Origin of the sequence: Actimicrobium sp. CCI2.3, assembly GCF_035019065.1 — a bacterium.
Classification (GTDB): Bacteria; Pseudomonadota; Gammaproteobacteria; order Burkholderiales; family Burkholderiaceae_D; genus Actimicrobium.
The window spans coordinates 105,409-124,564 of record NZ_JASJWR010000008.1 but is presented as its reverse complement, the minus strand read 5'-3'; the positions used below and the strand labels follow the sequence as shown (position 1 = coordinate 124,564).

Here is a 19,156-nt window from a genome sequence, read left to right as displayed (position 1 = left end):
CGCTCTTTCCGATATCTTTGATGCCACATCAATCTAATCAAAATCAACCGTTAAAAACAGCATACAAGGGTGCAATATCCGCTGCATCGTAGGGTGCAATAACCGAAGGGCATTGCACCAGGCGTTCGCACCAACGCATGCTGCTCGCAGACGCAAGCAGCGAAAGCGTCACCGCGTATTCCCCCCAACGGTTACCTACTCCCCAAGCAATTCCGCCACCACTTGCATCCCATCGACGTGTTCGGCCACGACCCGGATAATCACGACCACCGGCACGCCCAGCAGCATGCCCCAGACACCCCATAACCACCCCCAGAACAGCAGCGCAATGAAGACCGCCGCCGGATTCATTTTGGCGATGCGCCCCGTCATCCACGTCGTCACCAGCGTACCCACCAGCGACGAGACACCAAGCGAACTGCCGATCACCAGCAACACGGGCGTCAGTGTGCCGAACTGCAGGAAAGCCATCAGGCCAACAGCCACCGTCACCAGCAAGGGGCCGAAATACGGGATCACGTGAAGTAGTCCGGCTGCCACCGCCCAGGCACCGGCGTTCTCGAGGCCGATCAACCGGAAGCAAATCCACATCAGCACGGCGAGCAATGAATTCGTCACGAGCAGCATCGACATGTATTTCTGGATCGAGCTGTTGATGTCGTCGAGGATATGCACTGTGATCTTCTTGCGCGAAAAGGAGGGCCCGGTCAGCTTGACCAGCTTGCGCTTGAAGGTATCCCCCGACAGCAGCAGGAAGAACACGAGAAACAGGACGACGATGGCCTCTCCCACCAGAACTATCGCGCTGCGCGAACCAGCCAGCAACAGGTCGCTCACGCGCACCGTTGGTGACTCGGACGAGAGGGTGCTGGGGTTGCTCCGCGCCCCCGAAGTAGCGGCTTCGATTTCCGCCGCCGCTGCCTGCATCCGCTGCAACGCACTGGGCTGGCCGGACCGGTAACGCAACACGGCACGCGCAACCTTGTGCGACGCCTCCGGCAAGGTCTTGACGATGGACTGGAATTCATCCGCGAGCGACGTCGTGACCACCGTGATGCTGGCAGTCAGCGCCAGCATCACCAGCACGGTACCAAACAGACGCGCAATGCGACAGCGCTCCAGCCAGCCAACAACCGGGTTAAGCGTATAGGTGAGAAATATCCCGCACACCAATGGGATGAGAAATTTTTGTGCCATTTGCAGGGCAAACAGCGTCGCCACGACGGCGATGATGGTGAGCGACAAGCCGCGCACATCGACATGCACGCGCTCAGGCAGGACCGGCTTGTCCGGCATCGGTGGCAGGATGACGAGGGGACCGTCAGCCGCGTCTGCAGATTCAATCGGAGAACAGGGCATCAATCTCTCACTGGAGGCAAGGGAAATACACAATCGAAAGGGTCACGGCGCAGGATCAATCATGCAAAACGGCCCGGCAAAAATTGCCGGGCCGCTAGATTCACGAGTTCACACTGTGTGCCGGAGTGACGTACTCCGATCAACGCGGTGTTACTTCATGCGGATGTCATTCTTGACCGACATGACACCCTTGACGCCGCGTGCCAGCGTTGCTGCAGTGGTCGCGTCCGACTGGTTAACGACAAAGCCGCTCAGTTGTACCACGCCCTTGAACGTTTCGACATTGATTTCTCTGGACTTGATCGTCGCATCATTGAGCAGTGCGGCCTTGACCTTGGTGGTGATGACCGTATCGTCAACGTACTCGCCCGTGCCTTCTTTGGTGCTGGTCGACGCGCAACCGGCGACAGAGATCAAGGCAGCGGCGAGGAAAAAAGTACTGATGCGTTTTGAGAAAATCATGGTGAGGCTCCCTGAAAATGAGTGGATGAAAGTTGCACGGGTCGACTACTGCGGCGACACCACACTTGTTATTCGAAATGTGCCGATATCTTGACGGCTAATGAGACCGTTTGTCTGACACCAAACTATAGCGACCGGGTCAACGATGCTCTGTACGGCACCGTACATAAAGTCAATCTTTAACTCAATAAACAAGACGCTGTTTTATCCAGCCCTCCCGAACAATGCGGCTCATGGCACCACCCTCTCCTGCCTGGAGCGACAAGCAAGCGATCGCTTTGCGGGATTTTTGGCAAGCCTTGGCAAGCCTTGGCAAGCCTTGGCAAACCATTGCATGCCAGCGAATGAAAACAGATGGGTATGTACGCTGTCGCACAGAAATAGCATGGTCATCCAAGCAAACTTGACGCAATGGTTCGGAGTGACACGATCCGAAGCAAACAAGCGACCTACGTCGTCACAGCGGAACGTGCGTTACACCGCAAGACCACTGCGCGGCAGCGTGACAACCCTCGATCTGACAATCAAAAATATAGAAAGTACCCAATTATGTTGTACACAATTGCTGTTGTTCTCCTGATTCTCTGGCTGCTAGGTATCGTCACGTCGTACACGATAGGCGGCTTCATCCACATCTTGCTGGTGATCGCCATCGTCGTGATCTTGCTGCGCGTAATTTCAGGACGCAAGCCGTTATAACGCACCCTGCTGTGGCCGAAGATTCATGCTCGCCGGTCGAACTGACCGCGCCGGTCTTCAGACAATCGCGCAGCAGATAGCAACCGTCGCATCGGACCGAAAGCACGATTGCCTTCGAGCCGGCCCCCACTCTCATCACCACAAGGAACATCCCATGACCAAGAATTCAAGCACCACGCTGACCGATACCGCCACGCTGCGCCTGCGCGCCCGCAAACATATCGAAGACGGTGCCGTCACCGACGGATATCAGGGTGACCGCCAGGCCGTTCTGGCCATGCTCAACGGTGCGCTGGCAACCGAACTGGTATGCGTATTGCGCTACAAGCGGCACCACTTCATGGCAGCAGGGATCCATGCAACTGCCGTAGCGGCAGAATTTCTGGTCCATGCCGAAGAAGAATCGGGTCACGCCGATCGGATTGCCAAGCGCATCGTGCAACTTGGCGGTGCGCCTGACTTCTCACCCGACGGCTTGTCGGCACGCAGCCATGCCGAGTACGTCGAAGGTGTCACGCTCGAAGACATGATTCGCGAAAATCTGGTGGCGGAACGGATCGCCATCGACAGCTACCGCGAGATGATTACCTTCATCGGCACCACCGATCCGACCACGCGTCGCATGCTCATTGAAATCCTCGAAGTCGAAGAAGATCACGCCGATGAACTGGCTTCGCTGCATTACGGCATGCACGACTGAGCATCCCTTTTTTTAACCTACCTACCCTATGGAGAACGCGATGAATGACTGGACCCTTTTTTACGAAAAAATCAACGCCATTAAATTTGCCATGCTCGTCACGCACGATGCGGAGGGCCTGATGGAAGCGCGTCCGTTCACGACTCAGGCGGCGGGTCGCGACGGGGCGGTCTGGTTCTTCACGTCGATCGATTCCGAAGCTGTTGCCGACATTCGTCAAAACCCGACCGTTCTGCTCTGCTACGCTGACTCTGCCGAGCACCGCTTCATTTCATCGTCCGGAACTGCATCGCTGTCGCACGATCGTGCGCTGATCGAAGAACTCTGGAAGCCGGCGTTCAAGCTGTTTTTCCCGCTGGGTCTGGAGGATCCATCGCTGACCTTGCTGCGGGTCGACATCGTGAAAGCCGATATCTGGGACTCGGGAAAATCGAAGATGGAACAAATGCTGACGATGGCCAAGGTCGCCGTGGGCATCGATATTGACAAGGAAGACCTGGGCAAGCATAGCGTGCTGAAAAAATAAGCACGCGCCAGCTGGCTGCTCAGGTAACCGCACCCGCACCCAAAGGAATCATGATGACCACGACAACCCAACCCTCCCGCCTCATCGCCATTGCAGCCATTGCAGCCATCGCCGGTGCGACCATGCTTGGCGGCTGTGCCGACATGTCCGGAACGCAGCGCGGTACCGCCACCGGTGCAGGAATCGGTGCCGGACTCGGTGCCATCCTCGGTGCCTCGACCGGCGGCGGCGGCGGCGGTCGCACTGCAGGCGGTGCCGTACTTGGTGCGGCGGCGGGGGCAGCAATCGGCAACGTCTGGTCGACCCGCATGGAAAACCAGAAGCGGACGATGGAACAAGCGACCCAGGGCACCGGCGTACAGGTCACCCAGACGGCCGACAACCGGCTCAAGCTGGCCATCCCGAGCGACATTTCCTTCGATACCAACCGCTCGGACATCAAGCCGGATTTCCGTCCGGTACTGGACCGATTCGGCAACAGCCTCAACGACAACCCGTCAACCGTCGTCACCATCGTCGGCCACACCGATAACACCGGCAGTCCCGCCGTCAATAATCCGCTGTCGGTCGATCGTGCCAGCAAGACCCGCGATTATCTGATCAGCCGTGGCATTGCACCTGGCCGCTTCACCATCGAAGGTCGCGGTGCCAACGATCCGATCGCCTCGAACAATGACAGCAACGGCCGCGCACGCAACCGGCGTGTTGAAATCTTCGTGGCTGAGCGACAGCAATAACCGACTATCCGCGCGAACGACACGATCGGTGCAGACCACGTCGTCACTTCTCCATGCACAAGCGGTGTGGACATGACACACTGCGGGCCAGCTTTCCCGCCCGCTCCATTTTTCCGATTGCATGCTGAATTTACTTGAACGTATTACTGCCCACCCTGCCAGCAACGACATGGGCGCGCTGTCCGAGCTGGTCGCCCTGATTCGTCCGTCCAGGCCCAACCAGGGCGCGGTGGCGACCGCCCGGTTGCGCACACTGATTCAGCTACTCAACGGTAATCCGCGCCACGCTGCGGCATTACGGCACTACCTGCTCCATGTGCTATCGCAGCGCCGTCACACCACGCTCTACACCGATACCGGCATTTTATCGAGCGATGGATTTTTCAGCGAACTGTTCCGGCGCCTGGCATTTCGGGTCCTGCCACCGGCCATTGACAGCCTGTATCTGAGCGACTGTCTCGACCGCATCCTGCGCGTTGATACCGACTACCAATGGTTGCGTCTGATCGAGCCGGCCGACTGGCTGAGGCTGTTCGACGCCATCGCCACGAGCGATGCGGCCTCGACCGATGTGGCACTGCGCAGCGCCGTCGTTGACCGCCGCCTCGCGCACGTCGAGTTACTCGAAGCAATTCAGACCTTGTCCTACCGGATCAGCGCCATGGGCCTGGAGCCGGCACTGGTTCGCATCCATCCCGACCTCGAAAAATTCGAGTCCCCGTTTCTGGTCCAGAATGCCGAAGTCCAGCGTTACCTGGCCAATGTGTTAAGCCAGTCCGACGACGTGATGACCCCCACCGATGACGCCGCGCACCTGCTGGTGATGCTGGAGCAATGCGACCACATCATTGCGCGCATCCGCAAGAATGCGCTGCATCGCGGCACCAGCGTCGCCCTCACTTACCTGCTGGTCAGGCTCACCCAGAGCGTCGAGCGACTGCGCCGGCTGTTACAGCTGGTCGACCTGACACCGGCAGAGAGCAAGCGGGCATGGACACCCGAGCGCCGCCAGCTGGCACTCGATCTGGCGCTGGATCTGGCACAGGGACACAACCGCAAATACGCGATCCGGGAACTGTTTTCGGCCAACATCAATCTGCTGGCACGCAATGTCACCGAAAATGCCAGCCACACCGGCGAGCACTACATCGCCGATGACAGGGAAGCTTACGGCACGATGTTGCGCTCGTCTGCCGGTGCCGGTTTCATCATCGCCTTCATGGCACTGCTAAAACTGCTGATGAGCACGCTGCGCAGTGCGCCGCTGGTCGAAGCGTTCCTGTTCAGCATGAATTATTCGCTCGGCTTCATGCTCATTCACCTGTTGCACTTTACGGTCGCCACCAAGCAGCCAGCGATGACGGCCGCGCGCATTGCTGCTGACCTGCATGCCAACGACAACCGCACGATCGGAATCGACAGCCTCGCCGATCTGATCGTGAAGGTGCTGCGGACCCAATTCATTGCCGTGGTCGGCAACTTGATGACTGTGTTTCCGACGGCACTGGCGATTGCTACAGCATGGATGGCGCTCAACGGACATCAACTGGTGTCACCGGACAAGGCGCAGCACATGCTGCATGACATCAATCCCTTCACGAGCCTGGCGTTATTCCACGCGGCGATCGCCGGTGTCTGCCTGTTTTTGGCCGGCCTGATTTCGGGCTATTTCGATAACCGCGCAGCCTACACCCGGATGGCGCAGCGGGTCCTTCAATTGCAAAGCTGGCAGCGCTTGTTCGGGCCGACCCGCCATGCGCGGGTGGCCGCTTATCTCGAAAAAAATCTGGGTGGCCTGATGGGTAACCTGTTCTTCGGGTTGTTGCTGGGATCGATTGGCACCTTCGGCCAGCTGATCGGTTTACCTGTGGATATTCGACACATTACTTTTTCAGCGGCCAACCTTGCCATCGCGTGGGTCGGGCTGGATTTTCAGGTGAGTACGCAGGTCATGCTGACGTCGCTCTTTGGGATACTTTGCATAGGCACCGCAAATCTGCTGGTAAGCTTTGGTCTGGCTTTGTTTGTCGCGCTGCGATCGCGTCAGGTGCAGTTCAGCCGTGGCGGCGCGCTGGTCAAGGCGCTGCTCTCCCGGCTGATGCAGCGACCGTTGGACTTCTTCATTCCCCCCACGAAAAGGACAACTCCGTAATGACAGTGGATCGATCAAAAAAAGGATGCGACACATGCAAGTAGCAGTAATAGGCGGTGGTGTCGTCGGTGTCAGTACAGCGTATTTCCTTGCTGCCGCCGGTCATGAAGTCGCCCTCATCGAGCGACGCAGCAATGTGGCCGAGGAAGCCAGTTTCGGCAACTCCGGACTGGTCGCGCCAGCGGTATCAGCGCCCTGGGCCACACCGGGAATGCCCGGAAAAATATTTGCACAATTGTTCCGGCAAGAGTCGCCGATGGTTCTGCGACGCCGACTCGATCCGGGACTGTGGCGCTTTGCGCGCCGCTGGATCGCCGAATGCGATGCCGAGCACTTCCGCATCAACAAGCTGCGCCTGCAGCGCATCGGTTTTTACAGCCGTGAATTGCTCGAACAATTGCGTCTGCATTACAAAATGGATTACGAACAGACGGTGGGACATTTGCAGTTGTTCCGCGGTGCCCGCGACGTGTTGCTGGCACAACCGCTCCTGACTCTGCTGTCAGAGATGGAAGTGCCCCACAGCATCCTCGATGGCGAGGCCGCCCGTCTGCTGGAACCGGCGCTGTGCGCCGCGACACCATTGACTGCCGCCTTGCATTTGCCTCAGGACGAGGCCGGCAATTGCGCCCTCTTTGCCAAGCAACTAAAAACCATCGCCCAGTCGATCGGCGTGACTTTTCTTTTCGGCAAATCCGTTGAACGTGTCGAGCGCATCGATAACCGTGTGGCCTTGCATATGGATGGCACCAGTTTTACCGCCGACGCAGTCGTGCTCGCCGCCGGCATCGAAAATCCAACCTTACTCAATGCCCTGGGCGTGCGGTTGCCGGCGTTGCCGGTACAAGGCTACAGCGCGACTTGCAGCATCCGTGATTTCGAAGAAGCACCACTGGCCGCACTGACCGACGACACCTACAAGACCACCATCACACGCTTTGGCAACCGCATACGCATTGCCGGTGTGCTGGACCCGGGGGCGCGCTCGCCGGAAGTCCCGGAAGCCGCGCAACGGACCTTGCGCAAGGTCGCGACCGACTGGTTTCCGAACGCCAGCAACTACAACAACGCGACGCTCTGGAGCGGCTTGCGCACCATGTTGCCCGATGGCGTGCCCGTGATGGGCGCGACGCCGGTACGCAATGTCTATGTGGCGCTCGACGATGGCTCCAGTGGCTGGACCACTGCACTCGGCACCGGCAAGGTCCTCAGTGATCTGGTGTCGGGCCGCACACCCGACATCGATCTCGACGGTTTGACGCTGTCGCGGTTCGGCTGATCCGATGCATGCGCTTTACAGCGTCAGCGTGATCCGCCAGATCGAACAGGCGGCGCTGCAGCAGGTTCTTGCCGGCACGCTGATGCAGCGTGCCGGACTGGCGACAGCCAATACGGCGCTGGCGTTGCTGACTGTGGCACCGCGCGATGCCAGCATCCTGGTTCTGGCGGGACCGGGCAATAACGGTGGCGATGCGCTTGAGGCGGCAGCACAAATGGCCGAAGCGGGCGCGAACGTGATGGTCCGGCTGTGCGCCGATCCGGAACGCTTGCCAGCAGACGCACGACAAGCGCTACTGAGGGCGCGACAAACATCGGTCGTCTTCATTGATGAGGTACCGCTACGCCGCTGGTCACTGGTCATCGACGGCCTGTTCGGCGTTGGTCTGGCACGCGCCATTGACGGCACCGCCGCCGACCTGATCCGCACGATCAACCGGCTCGATCTGAACGTGCTGGCCATCGATGTGCCGAGCGGACTCGACGCCGACCACGGCATGCTGATCGGCCAGACCGCCCTCCGCGCCAGCACGACGCTCACCTTCATCGGCGACAAACCGGGCCTGCATACACTGGCCGGGCGCGAACATGCCGGCACCGTTCTGGTCGACACGCTTGGCATCGATGGCGCACTGTATCCGCCGTGCGCACTGGAACTGTCCGGGCCGGCGATATTCAGATCGGCAGTGCGACCACGTTCGCATGATTCCCACAAAGGCAGTTACGGCGACGTGATGGTCATCGGCGGCGCGGACGGCATGACTGGTGCCACCATCCTTGCCGCCCGCAGCGCACTTCACGCTGGTGCCGGCAAGGTCCACGCCACGTTTCTCGGCACGGTCCCGGCCTACGATGCGTTGCATCCCGAGCTGATGTGCCGCAGCGCCAGCGGCATCGATGTCGGCAAGGCCGTGCTGGTCACCGGACCAGGACTAGGTACAAGCGCTGCCGCGGCAACGTTGCTCAGCGAGGTCTTGCACAGCGGCCGCCCGCTTGTGCTCGATGCCGATGCCCTGAACCTGATGTCCACCGATCCGGCGTTACAGCAACGGATCGCCTTGCATCCGGCACCCGTGCTGCTGACGCCCCATCCGCTGGAAGCAGCGCGCCTGCTCGGCTGCAGCGTCGAGCACGTTCAGGGCGACCGCACTGCTGCGGCAGCAGCGCTGGCATCACGCCTGCAAGCCATCGTGATACTGAAGGGATCAGGCAGCATCATTGCCCGGCCCGACGGGCACATGGCAATCAATCCAAGTGGTAATCCGGCACTGGCCAGCGGCGGCACCGGGGATGTGCTGGCTGGCTTGTGCGGTGCCTTGCTGGCGCAGGGATGGCCGGCATGGGAAGCTGCCACCGGTGCGGCCTGGCTGCATGGTCACGCCGCCGATGTACTGGTGCGTGATGGCCATGGTCCGATCGGACTCACCGCCAGCGAATTAACACTGCAGATACGGCGCGAAATCAACCTGCTGAAACCGGCCCGCCAGGATGACAGGACGGGTGATGCTATACCAGTACCGGCTCAACCAACCGGCCGGCCGCAATCGTGATCGTCCTGGCGCAGCGTGCCGCGATCGTGCGGTCATGCGTCACCAGTACCAGCGTCGATTTGCGTTCCCGATTGAGTTCAAACATCAGGTCGATGACCGCCTCGCCGGTAGCTGCGTCCAGGCTGCCAGTGGGTTCATCGGCAAACAGTAGCGGCGGCTCGGTCACGAAAGCGCGCGCCAGCGCGACGCGTTGTTGCTCGCCGCCAGACATGAATTTCGGATAATGCCGCAGGCGGCTGTCCAGTCCGACGCGGCCCAGCATTGCAGCAGCCTTGTCCCTGGCGTGATCATCACCACGTAGTTCCAGTGGCAGCATCACATTTTCGAGTGCCGTCAAATGACCGAGCAACTGGAAGGACTGAAACACGAAGCCAAGCTTGGCCATGCGCAGACCGGCACGGCCATCTTCATTGAGCGCAAACAAGTCCACGCCATCGAGGAAAATGGTCCCGCTGGTGGGCGTATCGAGTCCGGCCATCAGCCCGAGCAACGTCGATTTTCCAGAGCCGGAGGCACCGACAATAGCGAGCGTCGCTCCGGCGGGCACGGTAAAATCGATACCATCAAGTATGGTCAGTTCACCAGTCGCATCCGTGACGCGTTTGGCCAGCTGCCTGGCTTCAATGGCAAGTGGTACAGCAGAAGCAACATTCATATTGGAAAGTTCAAGCATGCGTAATGAGTCAGTAAGAAATTGGGAAGTGATGAAGTGGGCGCGCGTGGCGGTCCTGGCTGCCGTGGCGATGTGTGCAACGAGCGCCTATTCTGCATCAAAAGCAGTGCTTGTGCTCGGCGACAGTCTGTCCGCCGAATACGGGCTGGCACGCGGCGAAGGCTGGGTGGCGCTGCTCGAACAACGGCTCAAGGACGATGGCATCGATGCCACGCTGATCAATGCCAGCATCAGCGGCGAAACCACCAGCGGCGGCATCACGCGCTTGCCCGCGCTGCTGAGCAAGAACAAGCCAGCCGTCGTCGTGGTCGAACTCGGTGCCAACGATGGCTTGCGCGGACTGGCTCTGAGTGACACCCAAAAAAATCTTCGCGCCATCATCAATGCCGCAAAAAAATCCAACGCCCGGGTCGTACTGGTCGGCATGCAACTGCCACCGAATTACGGTACCGATTACACCAAACGCTTCGCCGCGATCTTCCCGACTTTGGCGAAAGACACCAAATCGGCACTGGTGCCGTTCATGCTCGACGGCGTGGTCACGCAGCCACTGCTGTTCCAGGCCGACCGCATCCATCCGACCGCGCAAGCCCATCCGATCATCCTCGACAATATCTGGCCGCAACTCAAGCCGCTCTTAAGCAAATGAACTCATGAAGTATCCGGCCCTGCTCCCTTTTGCCGAAGTGCTGCCGCAACTGGCACAGTTCGACGCCATCATCGATGTACGGAGTCCCGGCGAATTTGCCGAAGACCACCTACCCGGTGCCATCAATTGCCCTGTGCTCGATGATGCCGAACGCATCCGTATCGGCACGCTGTACAAACAGGTCAACGCTTTTGAAGCCAAGAAAGCCGGTGCGGTACTGGTCGCGCACAACATTGCGCGGCATATCGAGACGGCGTTTCTTGACAAGCCCAAAGACTGGCAGCCGCTGGTCTACTGCTGGCGTGGCGGCAATCGCAGTGGCGCGCTGACGCACATCCTGGCCAAGATTGGCTGGCCGGCGATCCAGCTTGATGGCGGTTACCGGGAATTTCGCCGGCACGTCAATACCAGTCTGCCGGAACTGGCAGCACGACATCATTATCGGGTTGTCTGCGGGACCACCGGCAGCGGCAAAAGTCGCTTGCTGCAAACACTGGCCGCGCAAGGTGCGCAGGTACTCGACCTCGAACAACTGGCCGAACATCGCGGCTCCGTACTCGGTGGCTGGCCCAGTGCGCCGCAACCCAGCCAGAAAATGTTCGAAACCCGGCTGTGGCAGGCACTGCGCGGATTTGATAGCGGACGTGAAGTCTTCGTCGAATCGGAAAGCAAGAAGGTTGGCAATGTCCGCGTGCCGGAAGAATTGATGGAACGTATCCGGGCTTCGCCGTGCATCGCATTGGGCCTGTCGCAACCGCACCGGGTGCAACTGCTGATGCAGGAATATGACAATTTTGTCGACGCCCCCGACACGCTGGCCGAACAACTGTCCTGTCTGGTAACGATGTACGGCAAAGAGCGCATCGGCGTCTGGCAAACAATGGCCCGCGATGGCCACCTGCCGTTACTGGTCGACGAACTGCTGGTGCAACACTACGACCCGGCTTATCTGAAGTCGATCGAACGCAACTTTAGCCAGTACACGCAAGCAGTCAAACTGGATTTGCCGGATATATTGCCGGCAACCTTTGAAGCTGCCGCGCGACATTTGCATCCGGCCTGATCGCCGTCAGGCCAGCACAAGATCCGGCTCGGTCTGCCGCGCGGGAACCGATGCGGTCATTGTCAATTGCAGTGACGGTAGCGAGCCGCCGGCGCGGTAACAAAAACTGACCTGCAGCACGTCACCTTCGATCACATCGACCGGTTCATTGAACGGCAGGATCATGAAATTATTGAGCCAGTCGATGGTCGATTGCTGATCCATCAGGACTGCCAGGACATTTTTGGTAATGAAGCGCAGCGAAGTGACCGTGCCGCTGTGCGCCATCGTGAATTGCCCGCTCCAGCTAATCAACGGCTCGACATCGGTCTGAAAATCGAGCGTGCTGTAGACCTGCGGCTCGGCCATTTCAATCGTGTCGTCGGCATCCCGGGTCAGTTCGCGAAATTGCACGATCGGCGCGTTATACCCTTCAAAGTCGTAGTCCAGCTGCAATGGTTGCACCGCCATGATGATCGCATCCGGCACGAACAGCGGCAGTGGTCCGCCGAAACGGGCCAGGTAGCGCTGCTTGAACGAGTCCATCATGTCGACCTGTTTTTCCCGCAGCATCGCGACATGAATCATTTCGCAGATCACCACATCGACCGGTTCCGGCGGCAGGTAGTCAAACGCATCTGCCTCGATGACCTCGACCTTGTGGACGTGCAGGTTGCGCGCGAGCAGGCGACGTGCTTCATTGACCATGTCCGGATTGAATTCCACGCACCAGACTTTTTCAGCGGTCGCCGCAGCAAAAAAAGACAGGACGCCGGTGCCACCACCCAACTCAAGAACTTTTGCGCCAGGGAACACCACCGCGTTGATCGCCGCCTTGAAATTTTTCATCCGGCGCTGATCCATCAGCATGTTGTGATGGTATTGCAGTGGAATGAATTGCCCTAGATAACAACTTTCGATTTCACGTTCGGTCAACATCGGTATTTCCTGATTGTTAGGCTCGAAATGATTATCCATGGCATTCCCCGGTTCAATTAAAAGAGCAGACGCACTTTTCTGCATTTACTTGTTTTAGACCAACATAATCTAAAGTCACTCAGATGTACATCTAGTTTCATTGCTGATGTGAGTGCCTGTCCAGCATGGCAAGCCGGGATACGTAGCTGGAGATACCGTTGACGAAGAAGATGCTTTTGTCGAGACGCGACTGGCCCGGTGAAGAGAAAGTCAGGAGATCTGAAGAAACGTTTTATGCGGATAGATCAACAAATAAGCAATGTGGCAGGTGGAACAGGCGTGGCATCGTCGCAAGAAAACGCGACGCCAACCACGCTAAACAAGCTTGCTTCAGACGGCATCCGATCCGGTCTCACCAGTACGAATCCTGACGACTTGTTCGACATTTTGAACAAAAATCTTGCCATCACCAATCTTGCCGGTACGTGCCGCCTTGATGATGGCATCGACCGCCGCATCCATTGCGGCGTCGTCGACGATTGCTTCGACCTTCACCTTGGGCAGGAAATCAACAACATACTCGGCACCACGATACAACTCGGTATGCCCTTTTTGGCGACCAAACCCTTTGACCTCGGTCACTGTCAAGCCGGTAACACCCACTTCGGCGAGTGCTTCACGAACTTCATCAAGCTTGAATGGCTTGATGATGGCGGTTATCTGTTTCATGGTGGATCCTTTGATGGGCTGACGCCGTGACGACAACAATGATGAATTGATTGTAAACTACGCACGAAATTTCGATGTGATCGGATAGCGCCAGTCGCGCCCGAAAGCGCGATGCGTGACACGAATACCGACGGGCGATTGACGACGCTTGTATTCGTTGATCTTAATCAAATGAGTGATGCGGGCGACATCTTCGGTCCGAAAACCGGCTGCGACAACTTCGTCAACACTGCGGTTTTCTTCCATGAACAGCTGCATGATACCGTCGAGTATTTCGTAAGGCGGCAAGGAATCCTGATCCGTCTGGTCCGGCCGCAGTTCGGCCGATGGCGCGCGGGTCAGAATGCGTTCGGGAATAATCGGGGAAATCGTATTGCGATAGGCGCACAAGCGGTAGACCAGCGTCTTGGCGATATCCTTGAGCACGGCGAAACCACCAGCCATATCACCATACAACGTACAGTAGCCGACCGCCATTTCACTCTTGTTGCCAGTGGTCAGAACGATCGCCCCATGCTTGTTCGACAAAGCCATCAACATCGTTCCGCGAATGCGAGCCTGAATGTTTTCTTCCGTCGCATCGAGCGGCAACCCGGCAAAGTCGGACGCCAGTGTGCCAAGGAATGCATCGAAACAAGTGGCGATGGGAATTTCGTCGTAGCGCACACCGGTGCGCTTGGCCATGTCGCGTGAATCAATCCATGAGATTTCAGCGGTGTAGGGCGACGGCATCATCACGGTACGCACTTTGTCTGCGCCGAGCGCATCGACGGCGACTGCCAGCGTCAGCGCCGAATCAACCCCGCCCGACAAGCCCAGCAACACACCCGGAAAACCATTCTTGCCAATGTAATCGCGCACGCCCAGTACCAGCGCCTGATAGACCTGCGCCTCGACAGACAGGCGTTCGGCAATATTGCCAGGCAACGGCACAGCGCCATCGAACTCAATCAGCTGCAAGTCTTCTTCGACATGCTTGAGTTGCGCTTGCAACTGGCCGGCCTGATCCATCACGAACGAATTCCCGTCAAAGATCAACTCGTCCTGACCACCGACCAGATTCACGTACACCAGCGCCAGTCCCTGCGCACAGACATTGGCGCGCATGATGTCGTCACGCAGATGCAGCTTGTGCATGTGATACGGCGAGCCGTTCGGCACCAGCAACACCTGCGCGCCGGCAGCCCGGGCGCGACCCGGTGCGCGCTCGAACCAGGTATCTTCACAAATATTGATGCCAAACGTCACACCCTTGACCGTGAATAGACAGACTTCCTCACCGGCGGAAAAATACCTTTTCTCGTCGAAAACAGCGTCATTGGGTAATTCAGCCTTGAAGTAAGTCGCGCTGATGCGACCGTCGACAAGCACCACGACGGCGTTGAAACGCGCACCCTCTTTCATGATCGGCAAACCGACCAGAACATGGAGGCCGGGAAACACTGCCAGGTCAGCAGCCAGCCCGGCGACTTGCTCGGCAGATTGTGAGTAAAATGCTTCGCGTAGTAGCAGGTCTTCGGGAGGGTAGCCCGCCAGTGACAGCTCTGGCGTCACCACGATGTCAGCACCTTGCGCGGCAGCACGCTCGGCAAACGCAAAAATCCTTGCGCGATTACCGCTCAGGTCGCCGACGGTACTGTTAATTTGTGCAATGGCAACTTTGACTGTCATGGATGCAATTCTTCAAGCAAGAGATTCAAGCGGGTCGGCAGCATAGGCAACCGGAAGAACTACCGATGGTTGTCACACGCCTCCGCTCGCTACGTTAAAACGGCATAAAAGCCACATAGGGAAACTCTGTGAATTATCGCACGCAAATCATCTCCTCCCTGAGTGCCGTCGGCCAGCCTGCATGGGATGGCCTGCTGGCTTTGCAGGACGATGCCAACCCGTTCCTGTCGTACGCTTTTCTGGATGCTTTGCATGAGACCGGTTGTGCGTCCATCGCCTCCGGCTGGCAACCGCAATTCCTGATTTTATGGGATGACGAGGCGTCAACACCGCAGCTGGTCGCAGCTATGCCGCTCTATGCAAAGATGCATTCGTACGGCGAGTACGTGTTCGACTGGGCCTGGGCCGATGCCTACCAGCGCAATGGCCTCGACTATTATCCGAAGCTGCTGTCATCCATTCCCTTTACACCAGTAACAGGTGGCCGCTTGCTGGCGCGCGATGACGCTGCACGCACTGCGCTGGTGGAAGCGCTGTGCGCCATACAGGTCAACAGCCAGGTGTCCTCGACGCATGTGCTGTATCCCCCTGAAGCACAGGCAAGCCAGTTGAAAGAGGCCGGCTTCATGTTGCGCGCCGGCGTACAGTTTCATTGGCTCAATCCTGGCTATGCCAGCTTCGATGATTTCCTCGAGTCGCTGGAGCGCAAGAAGCGCAAGAACATCCGGGCCGAACGACGCAAGGTTGCCGAACAAGGCATTGTTTTCCGCCAGGTTGCCGGCACCGATGCCAGCGCAGCTGATTGGGAATTTTTTAATCGCTGCTATGCGCAAACCTATACCGAACACCATTCAACGCCGTATCTCAGCCTCGAGTTCTTCCTGCGCATCGGTGCCACGATGGGTCACAACATCCTGTTGATCATCGCAGAGCGGGCCGGCAGTCCCATCGCGGCATCGCTGGTTATCCACAATGGCCATACGCTTTACGGGCGCTATTGGGGTGCCATTGCCGATGTCCCTTGTCTGCATTTCGAGACAGCGTATTACCAGCCACTCGAATATTGCATTGCCAATGGTCTGACCTGTTTTGAAGGCGGCGCTCAGGGCGAGCACAAGATGGCACGCGGTTTCCTTCCACAAAAAACCTGGTCCGCACACTGGCTGGCGCACCCGTCTTTTTCAGATGCGATTGAACGCTTTCTGGAACGTGAAACCGGCGGTATCGAGTCCTACATGGATGAACTGCACGAACGCAATCCGTTCCGCACTGCCAATAGCGCCGACATCTGACCAGGTCGGTTGACGGCAGCGTCCGTGCGCGGGTAGCGTGTAGCATGTTTATTTGACACGTTCCTTACCATGAGCCTGCACGCCTCTTCGACTCCCGCCATGCCGTCCCGCAACCGGATCGGGCGCTTTCACATCACGCGCGAACTTGGTCGCGGAACGCTCAGCACCGTGTATCTGGGACATGATCCGATCATCGACAGACCGGTCGCGATCAAGACGTTTCACTGCAACCTGTCGCCGCAACAACGCCGCATGCAGGACCGGCAACTCATCAACGAAGCGCGTGCGACAGCGCGACTGTCTCATCCGCACATCGTGACGATCTTTGAAGCCTCCATTGAGGGACCGGAAACGTATCTTGTGATGGAGCACCTCGAGGGCAGTGCGCTGAGCACCCTGCTCAACACCGGCCACAACTTTGAATTCGACGGGATCGCCGCGATCTGCTCCAAGCTGGCCGGTGCGCTCGATCATGCCCATCGTCACCACGTCGTGCATCGGGATATCAAGCCGGCCAATATTTTTCTGGTCGACGATCATCAACCCAAGCTGATTGACTTTGGCATCGCACGCGCACCGAACCGCGTCGCTGTCCACATCGCTTCCACCGACAATCCCAACACGCTGTTTTGCAACAACCTGCTCGGCACGCCCAACTACATGTCCCCCGAGCAGGGCAGCGGCCAGCGCGTCGACCACCGGACCGATATCTATTCGCTCGGTGCCGTCATGTATCAAATGCTGACAGGGCGCACGCCGTTTCATGCGGTCGAGACGGACACGCTGCTTGAACTGATCAAGAACGACATTCCGGAGCATCCCCATGCGCTCGATGCGAGGATGCCGAAGGCGTTATCACGCATCGCCATGAAAGCCATGAGCAAGCAGCCCAACAAGCGATATCAACACGCGGCCGACATGATGCTGGATATCCGGCGTTATCTGGCCGCCAGCAAACTCACCCGGCGACGACTGCGCATGGCCTTGAGCGAACCTGAAGCACGACACGCGACCGCTGGCATGCCGACGCCACGCAGCGTCCTGCTACTCTGCTGTGCTGCATTGGGCGCAGCGCTCGCCGTCTGGTTACTGCTGCGCTAGGATCATGGCGATCAATGGTGCGGCTTCAGTACTGCCAGGACCTGCCCTTTCAGCATCTTGATCAGGGCGGTCTCTTCACTCGGGATACCCTCCGGTGCCGTATGAATTCGATCGGCATACACCAGTCCGAATGGCTTTCCCGTGATCAGCAACGGCAAGACAATAAAACTGCGGGCATCGGGCAACAAGCTGCGATGCCAGGCGGGAATCAGTGCGGCAATGTTGGTCGCGCCGGCATCCGAAATCAGCAAGTCGGCGTCATTGGCCAATGCCAGACCAAACAGATCGCGGCCATTCGCCGTTGAGAAAACGAGTTCGGGCTGAACCGATGGCGGACAATGCCCCAACGACAACCGTGCACGACATTGACCACTCCGGGAATCGAACACGCACAGCGTCGCGAAGCGAAATCCCAGACTATGGATGAGCGTTTCGAGGACCAGCAATATCAACTCATTGGTCTTGCAGCGGCCTGAAGAGATCATTTCGGTGACGTCTTTCACGCCAGCCAATAGCCGCAACCGTGCGTTCATCGGCTTTCCGCTCGGGTAAAAGGTCTCGACGACCATGTCCATGTCCGGTTCACCGTGCAGCATGATGTCTGATGGCAATATCGAGTCCTGCGCGATAGAAATCTGGCTTGCCTCGGGCAATGGCTCCGGTCCATTCAACGCAATCAGTGCCCGGCTTTGCGCGATCACCGTTTTATACAACGCGACCATGTCAGCCTGATCAAGGTTCAGTGCCGTGCCGAATTGCTCCAGCAGCAAGCGACTGGCCGTGTCGTCCGCCGGATCACGCTTCTCGATAATCAGGGCCGCTGCAGCCGCGCTAAATGCCGCTACCTGCTGCAGCCACTCAGGTCGGCTTCGCGCAACCTTGACGGCTCCAACCGGCAACGGCGCGAGCGCCTTGACAATACTGTCGGGGATCTGCCATTCATTGAGTACGCCTTCGGCCAGCGCTTCGTAACTACACCCGATACATACCAGCGAAGCCCGTGCAGCCGACAGGCCGCTGGTACGCATCAGCGTGGCAATCTCCTCATAAAGCGGGTGATCACGCGACGCCACCAGCAAGCGTCCCATGTTCTTGAACAGGGCAGCCACGGCCGCTTCTTCGGAATCCTTGAAATGACTGCGTCGCGCCAATTCACGGCCGACGATACTGGCGCACAGGGCTTGTGATAACTCGGCCCTCACATCTTGCGCATGCTTGCCCGACATCCCGTCGACCAGCAGCATCGCCAGCGCACTGGTTTTCACTGCATCGAAACCCAGCAAGAAAATGGCCTTCGAGATCGTGGTTACCTGTCCGCCGGAGGCGGCGCGATAAAACACCGTGTTGGTAAGGCGAAGCATTTTCTGAGTCAGGCCAGCATTCGACAACACGTAATGCGCCAGATTGCGAACTGCCTCATCACCGGATGAAGCCAGCTGGATCACCTGGCAAATCGAACTGCCCAGTGCCGGCAAGGCCGAGTCGCTGCTGATCTTTTGCAGAAGTGCATCACGGACCGACGTCTTGTCAGTATTGGAGGGTGGAGAATAATCAGCTGTCATGGACGCAATCACAGGTAACGGGTTGAACTCAGGTCACGGCCACGCGCAGTGATGCG

At 58.3% G+C, this 19,156-nt stretch carries 18 protein-coding genes; 11 read left to right on the top strand and 7 right to left on the bottom strand.

Annotated elements, in window-relative coordinates; genetic code table 11:
• Positions 1-195 precede the first annotated feature (195 nt).
• Together QN370_RS06835 and QN370_RS06830 are read right to left on the bottom strand one after the other, a co-directional pair.
• Positions 196-1,296, bottom strand: a complete 1,101-nt coding sequence (locus QN370_RS06835) for an AI-2E family transporter (RefSeq protein WP_416172174.1) — start codon at positions 1,294-1,296, stop codon at positions 196-198.
• Between the two features lie 213 nt (positions 1,297-1,509).
• Positions 1,510-1,821, bottom strand: coding sequence for a BON domain-containing protein (locus tag QN370_RS06830; RefSeq protein ID WP_322127644.1), 312 nt, complete (start codon positions 1,819-1,821; stop codon positions 1,510-1,512).
• Between the two features lie 549 nt (positions 1,822-2,370).
• On the opposite strand from QN370_RS06830, the gene QN370_RS06825 reads away from it, so the two are divergent.
• From QN370_RS06825 to QN370_RS06795, 7 genes are all read left to right on the top strand, one after another.
• Positions 2,371-2,520, top strand: coding sequence for a lmo0937 family membrane protein (locus tag QN370_RS06825; RefSeq protein ID WP_322127645.1), 150 nt, complete (start codon positions 2,371-2,373; stop codon positions 2,518-2,520).
• Positions 2,521-2,674: 154 nt separating this feature from the next.
• A complete protein-coding gene (locus QN370_RS06820; protein ID WP_322127646.1) occupies positions 2,675-3,220 on the top strand; it encodes a ferritin-like domain-containing protein in 546 nt (181 codons plus the stop codon).
• 40 nt (positions 3,221-3,260) lie between these two features.
• Positions 3,261-3,746 carry a pyridoxamine 5'-phosphate oxidase family protein gene (locus QN370_RS06815; RefSeq protein WP_322127647.1) on the top strand — a complete coding sequence of 162 codons (486 nt, stop codon included), beginning with the start codon at positions 3,261-3,263 and terminating at the stop codon, positions 3,744-3,746.
• A gap of 53 nt (positions 3,747-3,799) precedes the next feature.
• Complete coding sequence (locus tag QN370_RS06810; protein WP_322129141.1) at positions 3,800-4,483, top strand: OmpA family protein; 684 nt, start codon at positions 3,800-3,802, stop codon at positions 4,481-4,483.
• Between the two features lie 121 nt (positions 4,484-4,604).
• Positions 4,605-6,635: a site-specific recombinase gene (locus QN370_RS06805; RefSeq protein ID WP_322127648.1), complete on the top strand. Its 2,031-nt coding sequence runs from the start codon at positions 4,605-4,607 to the stop codon at positions 6,633-6,635.
• Between the two features lie 13 nt (positions 6,636-6,648).
• Positions 6,649-7,914 (top strand): D-amino acid dehydrogenase, encoded by a 1,266-nt coding sequence (locus tag QN370_RS06800; protein ID WP_323581693.1) that lies wholly within the window; start codon positions 6,649-6,651, stop codon positions 7,912-7,914.
• A 4-nt stretch (positions 7,915-7,918) separates the two neighbouring features.
• The gene (locus tag QN370_RS06795) at positions 7,919-9,463 is read left to right on the top strand and encodes an NAD(P)H-hydrate dehydratase (RefSeq protein WP_322127650.1); all 1,545 of its coding nucleotides are present in this window, start codon (positions 7,919-7,921) and stop codon (positions 9,461-9,463) included.
• Here the strand turns inward: QN370_RS06795 and QN370_RS06790 are convergent.
• Positions 9,420-10,118, bottom strand: coding sequence for an ABC transporter ATP-binding protein (locus QN370_RS06790; protein ID WP_322129142.1), 699 nt, complete (start codon positions 10,116-10,118; stop codon positions 9,420-9,422). The two genes, QN370_RS06795 and QN370_RS06790, sit on opposite strands and share 44 nt — an antisense overlap.
• Before the next feature lie 49 nt (positions 10,119-10,167).
• Here QN370_RS06790 and QN370_RS06785 point away from each other — a divergent pair, with 49 nt between their 5' ends.
• Both QN370_RS06785 and mnmH read left to right on the top strand, forming a co-directional pair.
• A complete protein-coding gene (locus QN370_RS06785; protein WP_322129143.1) occupies positions 10,168-10,785 on the top strand; it encodes an arylesterase in 618 nt (205 codons plus the stop codon).
• A gap of 4 nt (positions 10,786-10,789) precedes the next feature.
• Complete coding sequence (mnmH, locus tag QN370_RS06780; protein ID WP_322127651.1) at positions 10,790-11,848, top strand: tRNA 2-selenouridine(34) synthase MnmH; 1,059 nt, start codon at positions 10,790-10,792, stop codon at positions 11,846-11,848.
• A 6-nt stretch (positions 11,849-11,854) separates the two neighbouring features.
• Here the strand turns inward: mnmH and QN370_RS06775 are convergent, their stop codons facing one another.
• From QN370_RS06775 to QN370_RS06765, 3 genes are all read right to left on the bottom strand, one after another.
• Entirely contained in the window at positions 11,855-12,766 is a 912-nt protein-coding gene (locus QN370_RS06775) for a methyltransferase domain-containing protein (protein ID WP_322129144.1), read from the bottom strand.
• Between the two features lie 369 nt (positions 12,767-13,135).
• Entirely contained in the window at positions 13,136-13,474 is a 339-nt protein-coding gene (locus QN370_RS06770; RefSeq protein WP_322127652.1) for a P-II family nitrogen regulator, read from the bottom strand.
• 57 nt (positions 13,475-13,531) lie between these two features.
• On the bottom strand, positions 13,532-15,145 hold the full coding sequence (locus tag QN370_RS06765) for an NAD+ synthase (RefSeq protein WP_322127653.1): 1,614 nt from the start codon (positions 15,143-15,145) through the stop codon (positions 13,532-13,534).
• Between the two features lie 128 nt (positions 15,146-15,273).
• Here QN370_RS06765 and QN370_RS06760 point away from each other — a divergent pair, with 128 nt between their 5' ends.
• Together QN370_RS06760 and QN370_RS06755 are read left to right on the top strand one after the other, a co-directional pair.
• Complete coding sequence (locus QN370_RS06760) at positions 15,274-16,437, top strand: GNAT family N-acetyltransferase (protein WP_322127654.1); 1,164 nt, start codon at positions 15,274-15,276, stop codon at positions 16,435-16,437.
• Between the two features lie 69 nt (positions 16,438-16,506).
• Positions 16,507-17,538, top strand: coding sequence for a serine/threonine-protein kinase (locus QN370_RS06755; protein ID WP_322127655.1), 1,032 nt, complete (start codon positions 16,507-16,509; stop codon positions 17,536-17,538).
• Positions 17,539-17,549: 11 nt separating this feature from the next.
• Here QN370_RS06755 and QN370_RS06750 read toward each other — a convergent pair whose 3' ends face one another.
• Positions 17,550-19,100, bottom strand: a complete 1,551-nt coding sequence (locus QN370_RS06750; protein WP_322127656.1) for an HDOD domain-containing protein — start codon at positions 19,098-19,100, stop codon at positions 17,550-17,552.
• Positions 19,101-19,156 lie beyond the last annotated feature (56 nt).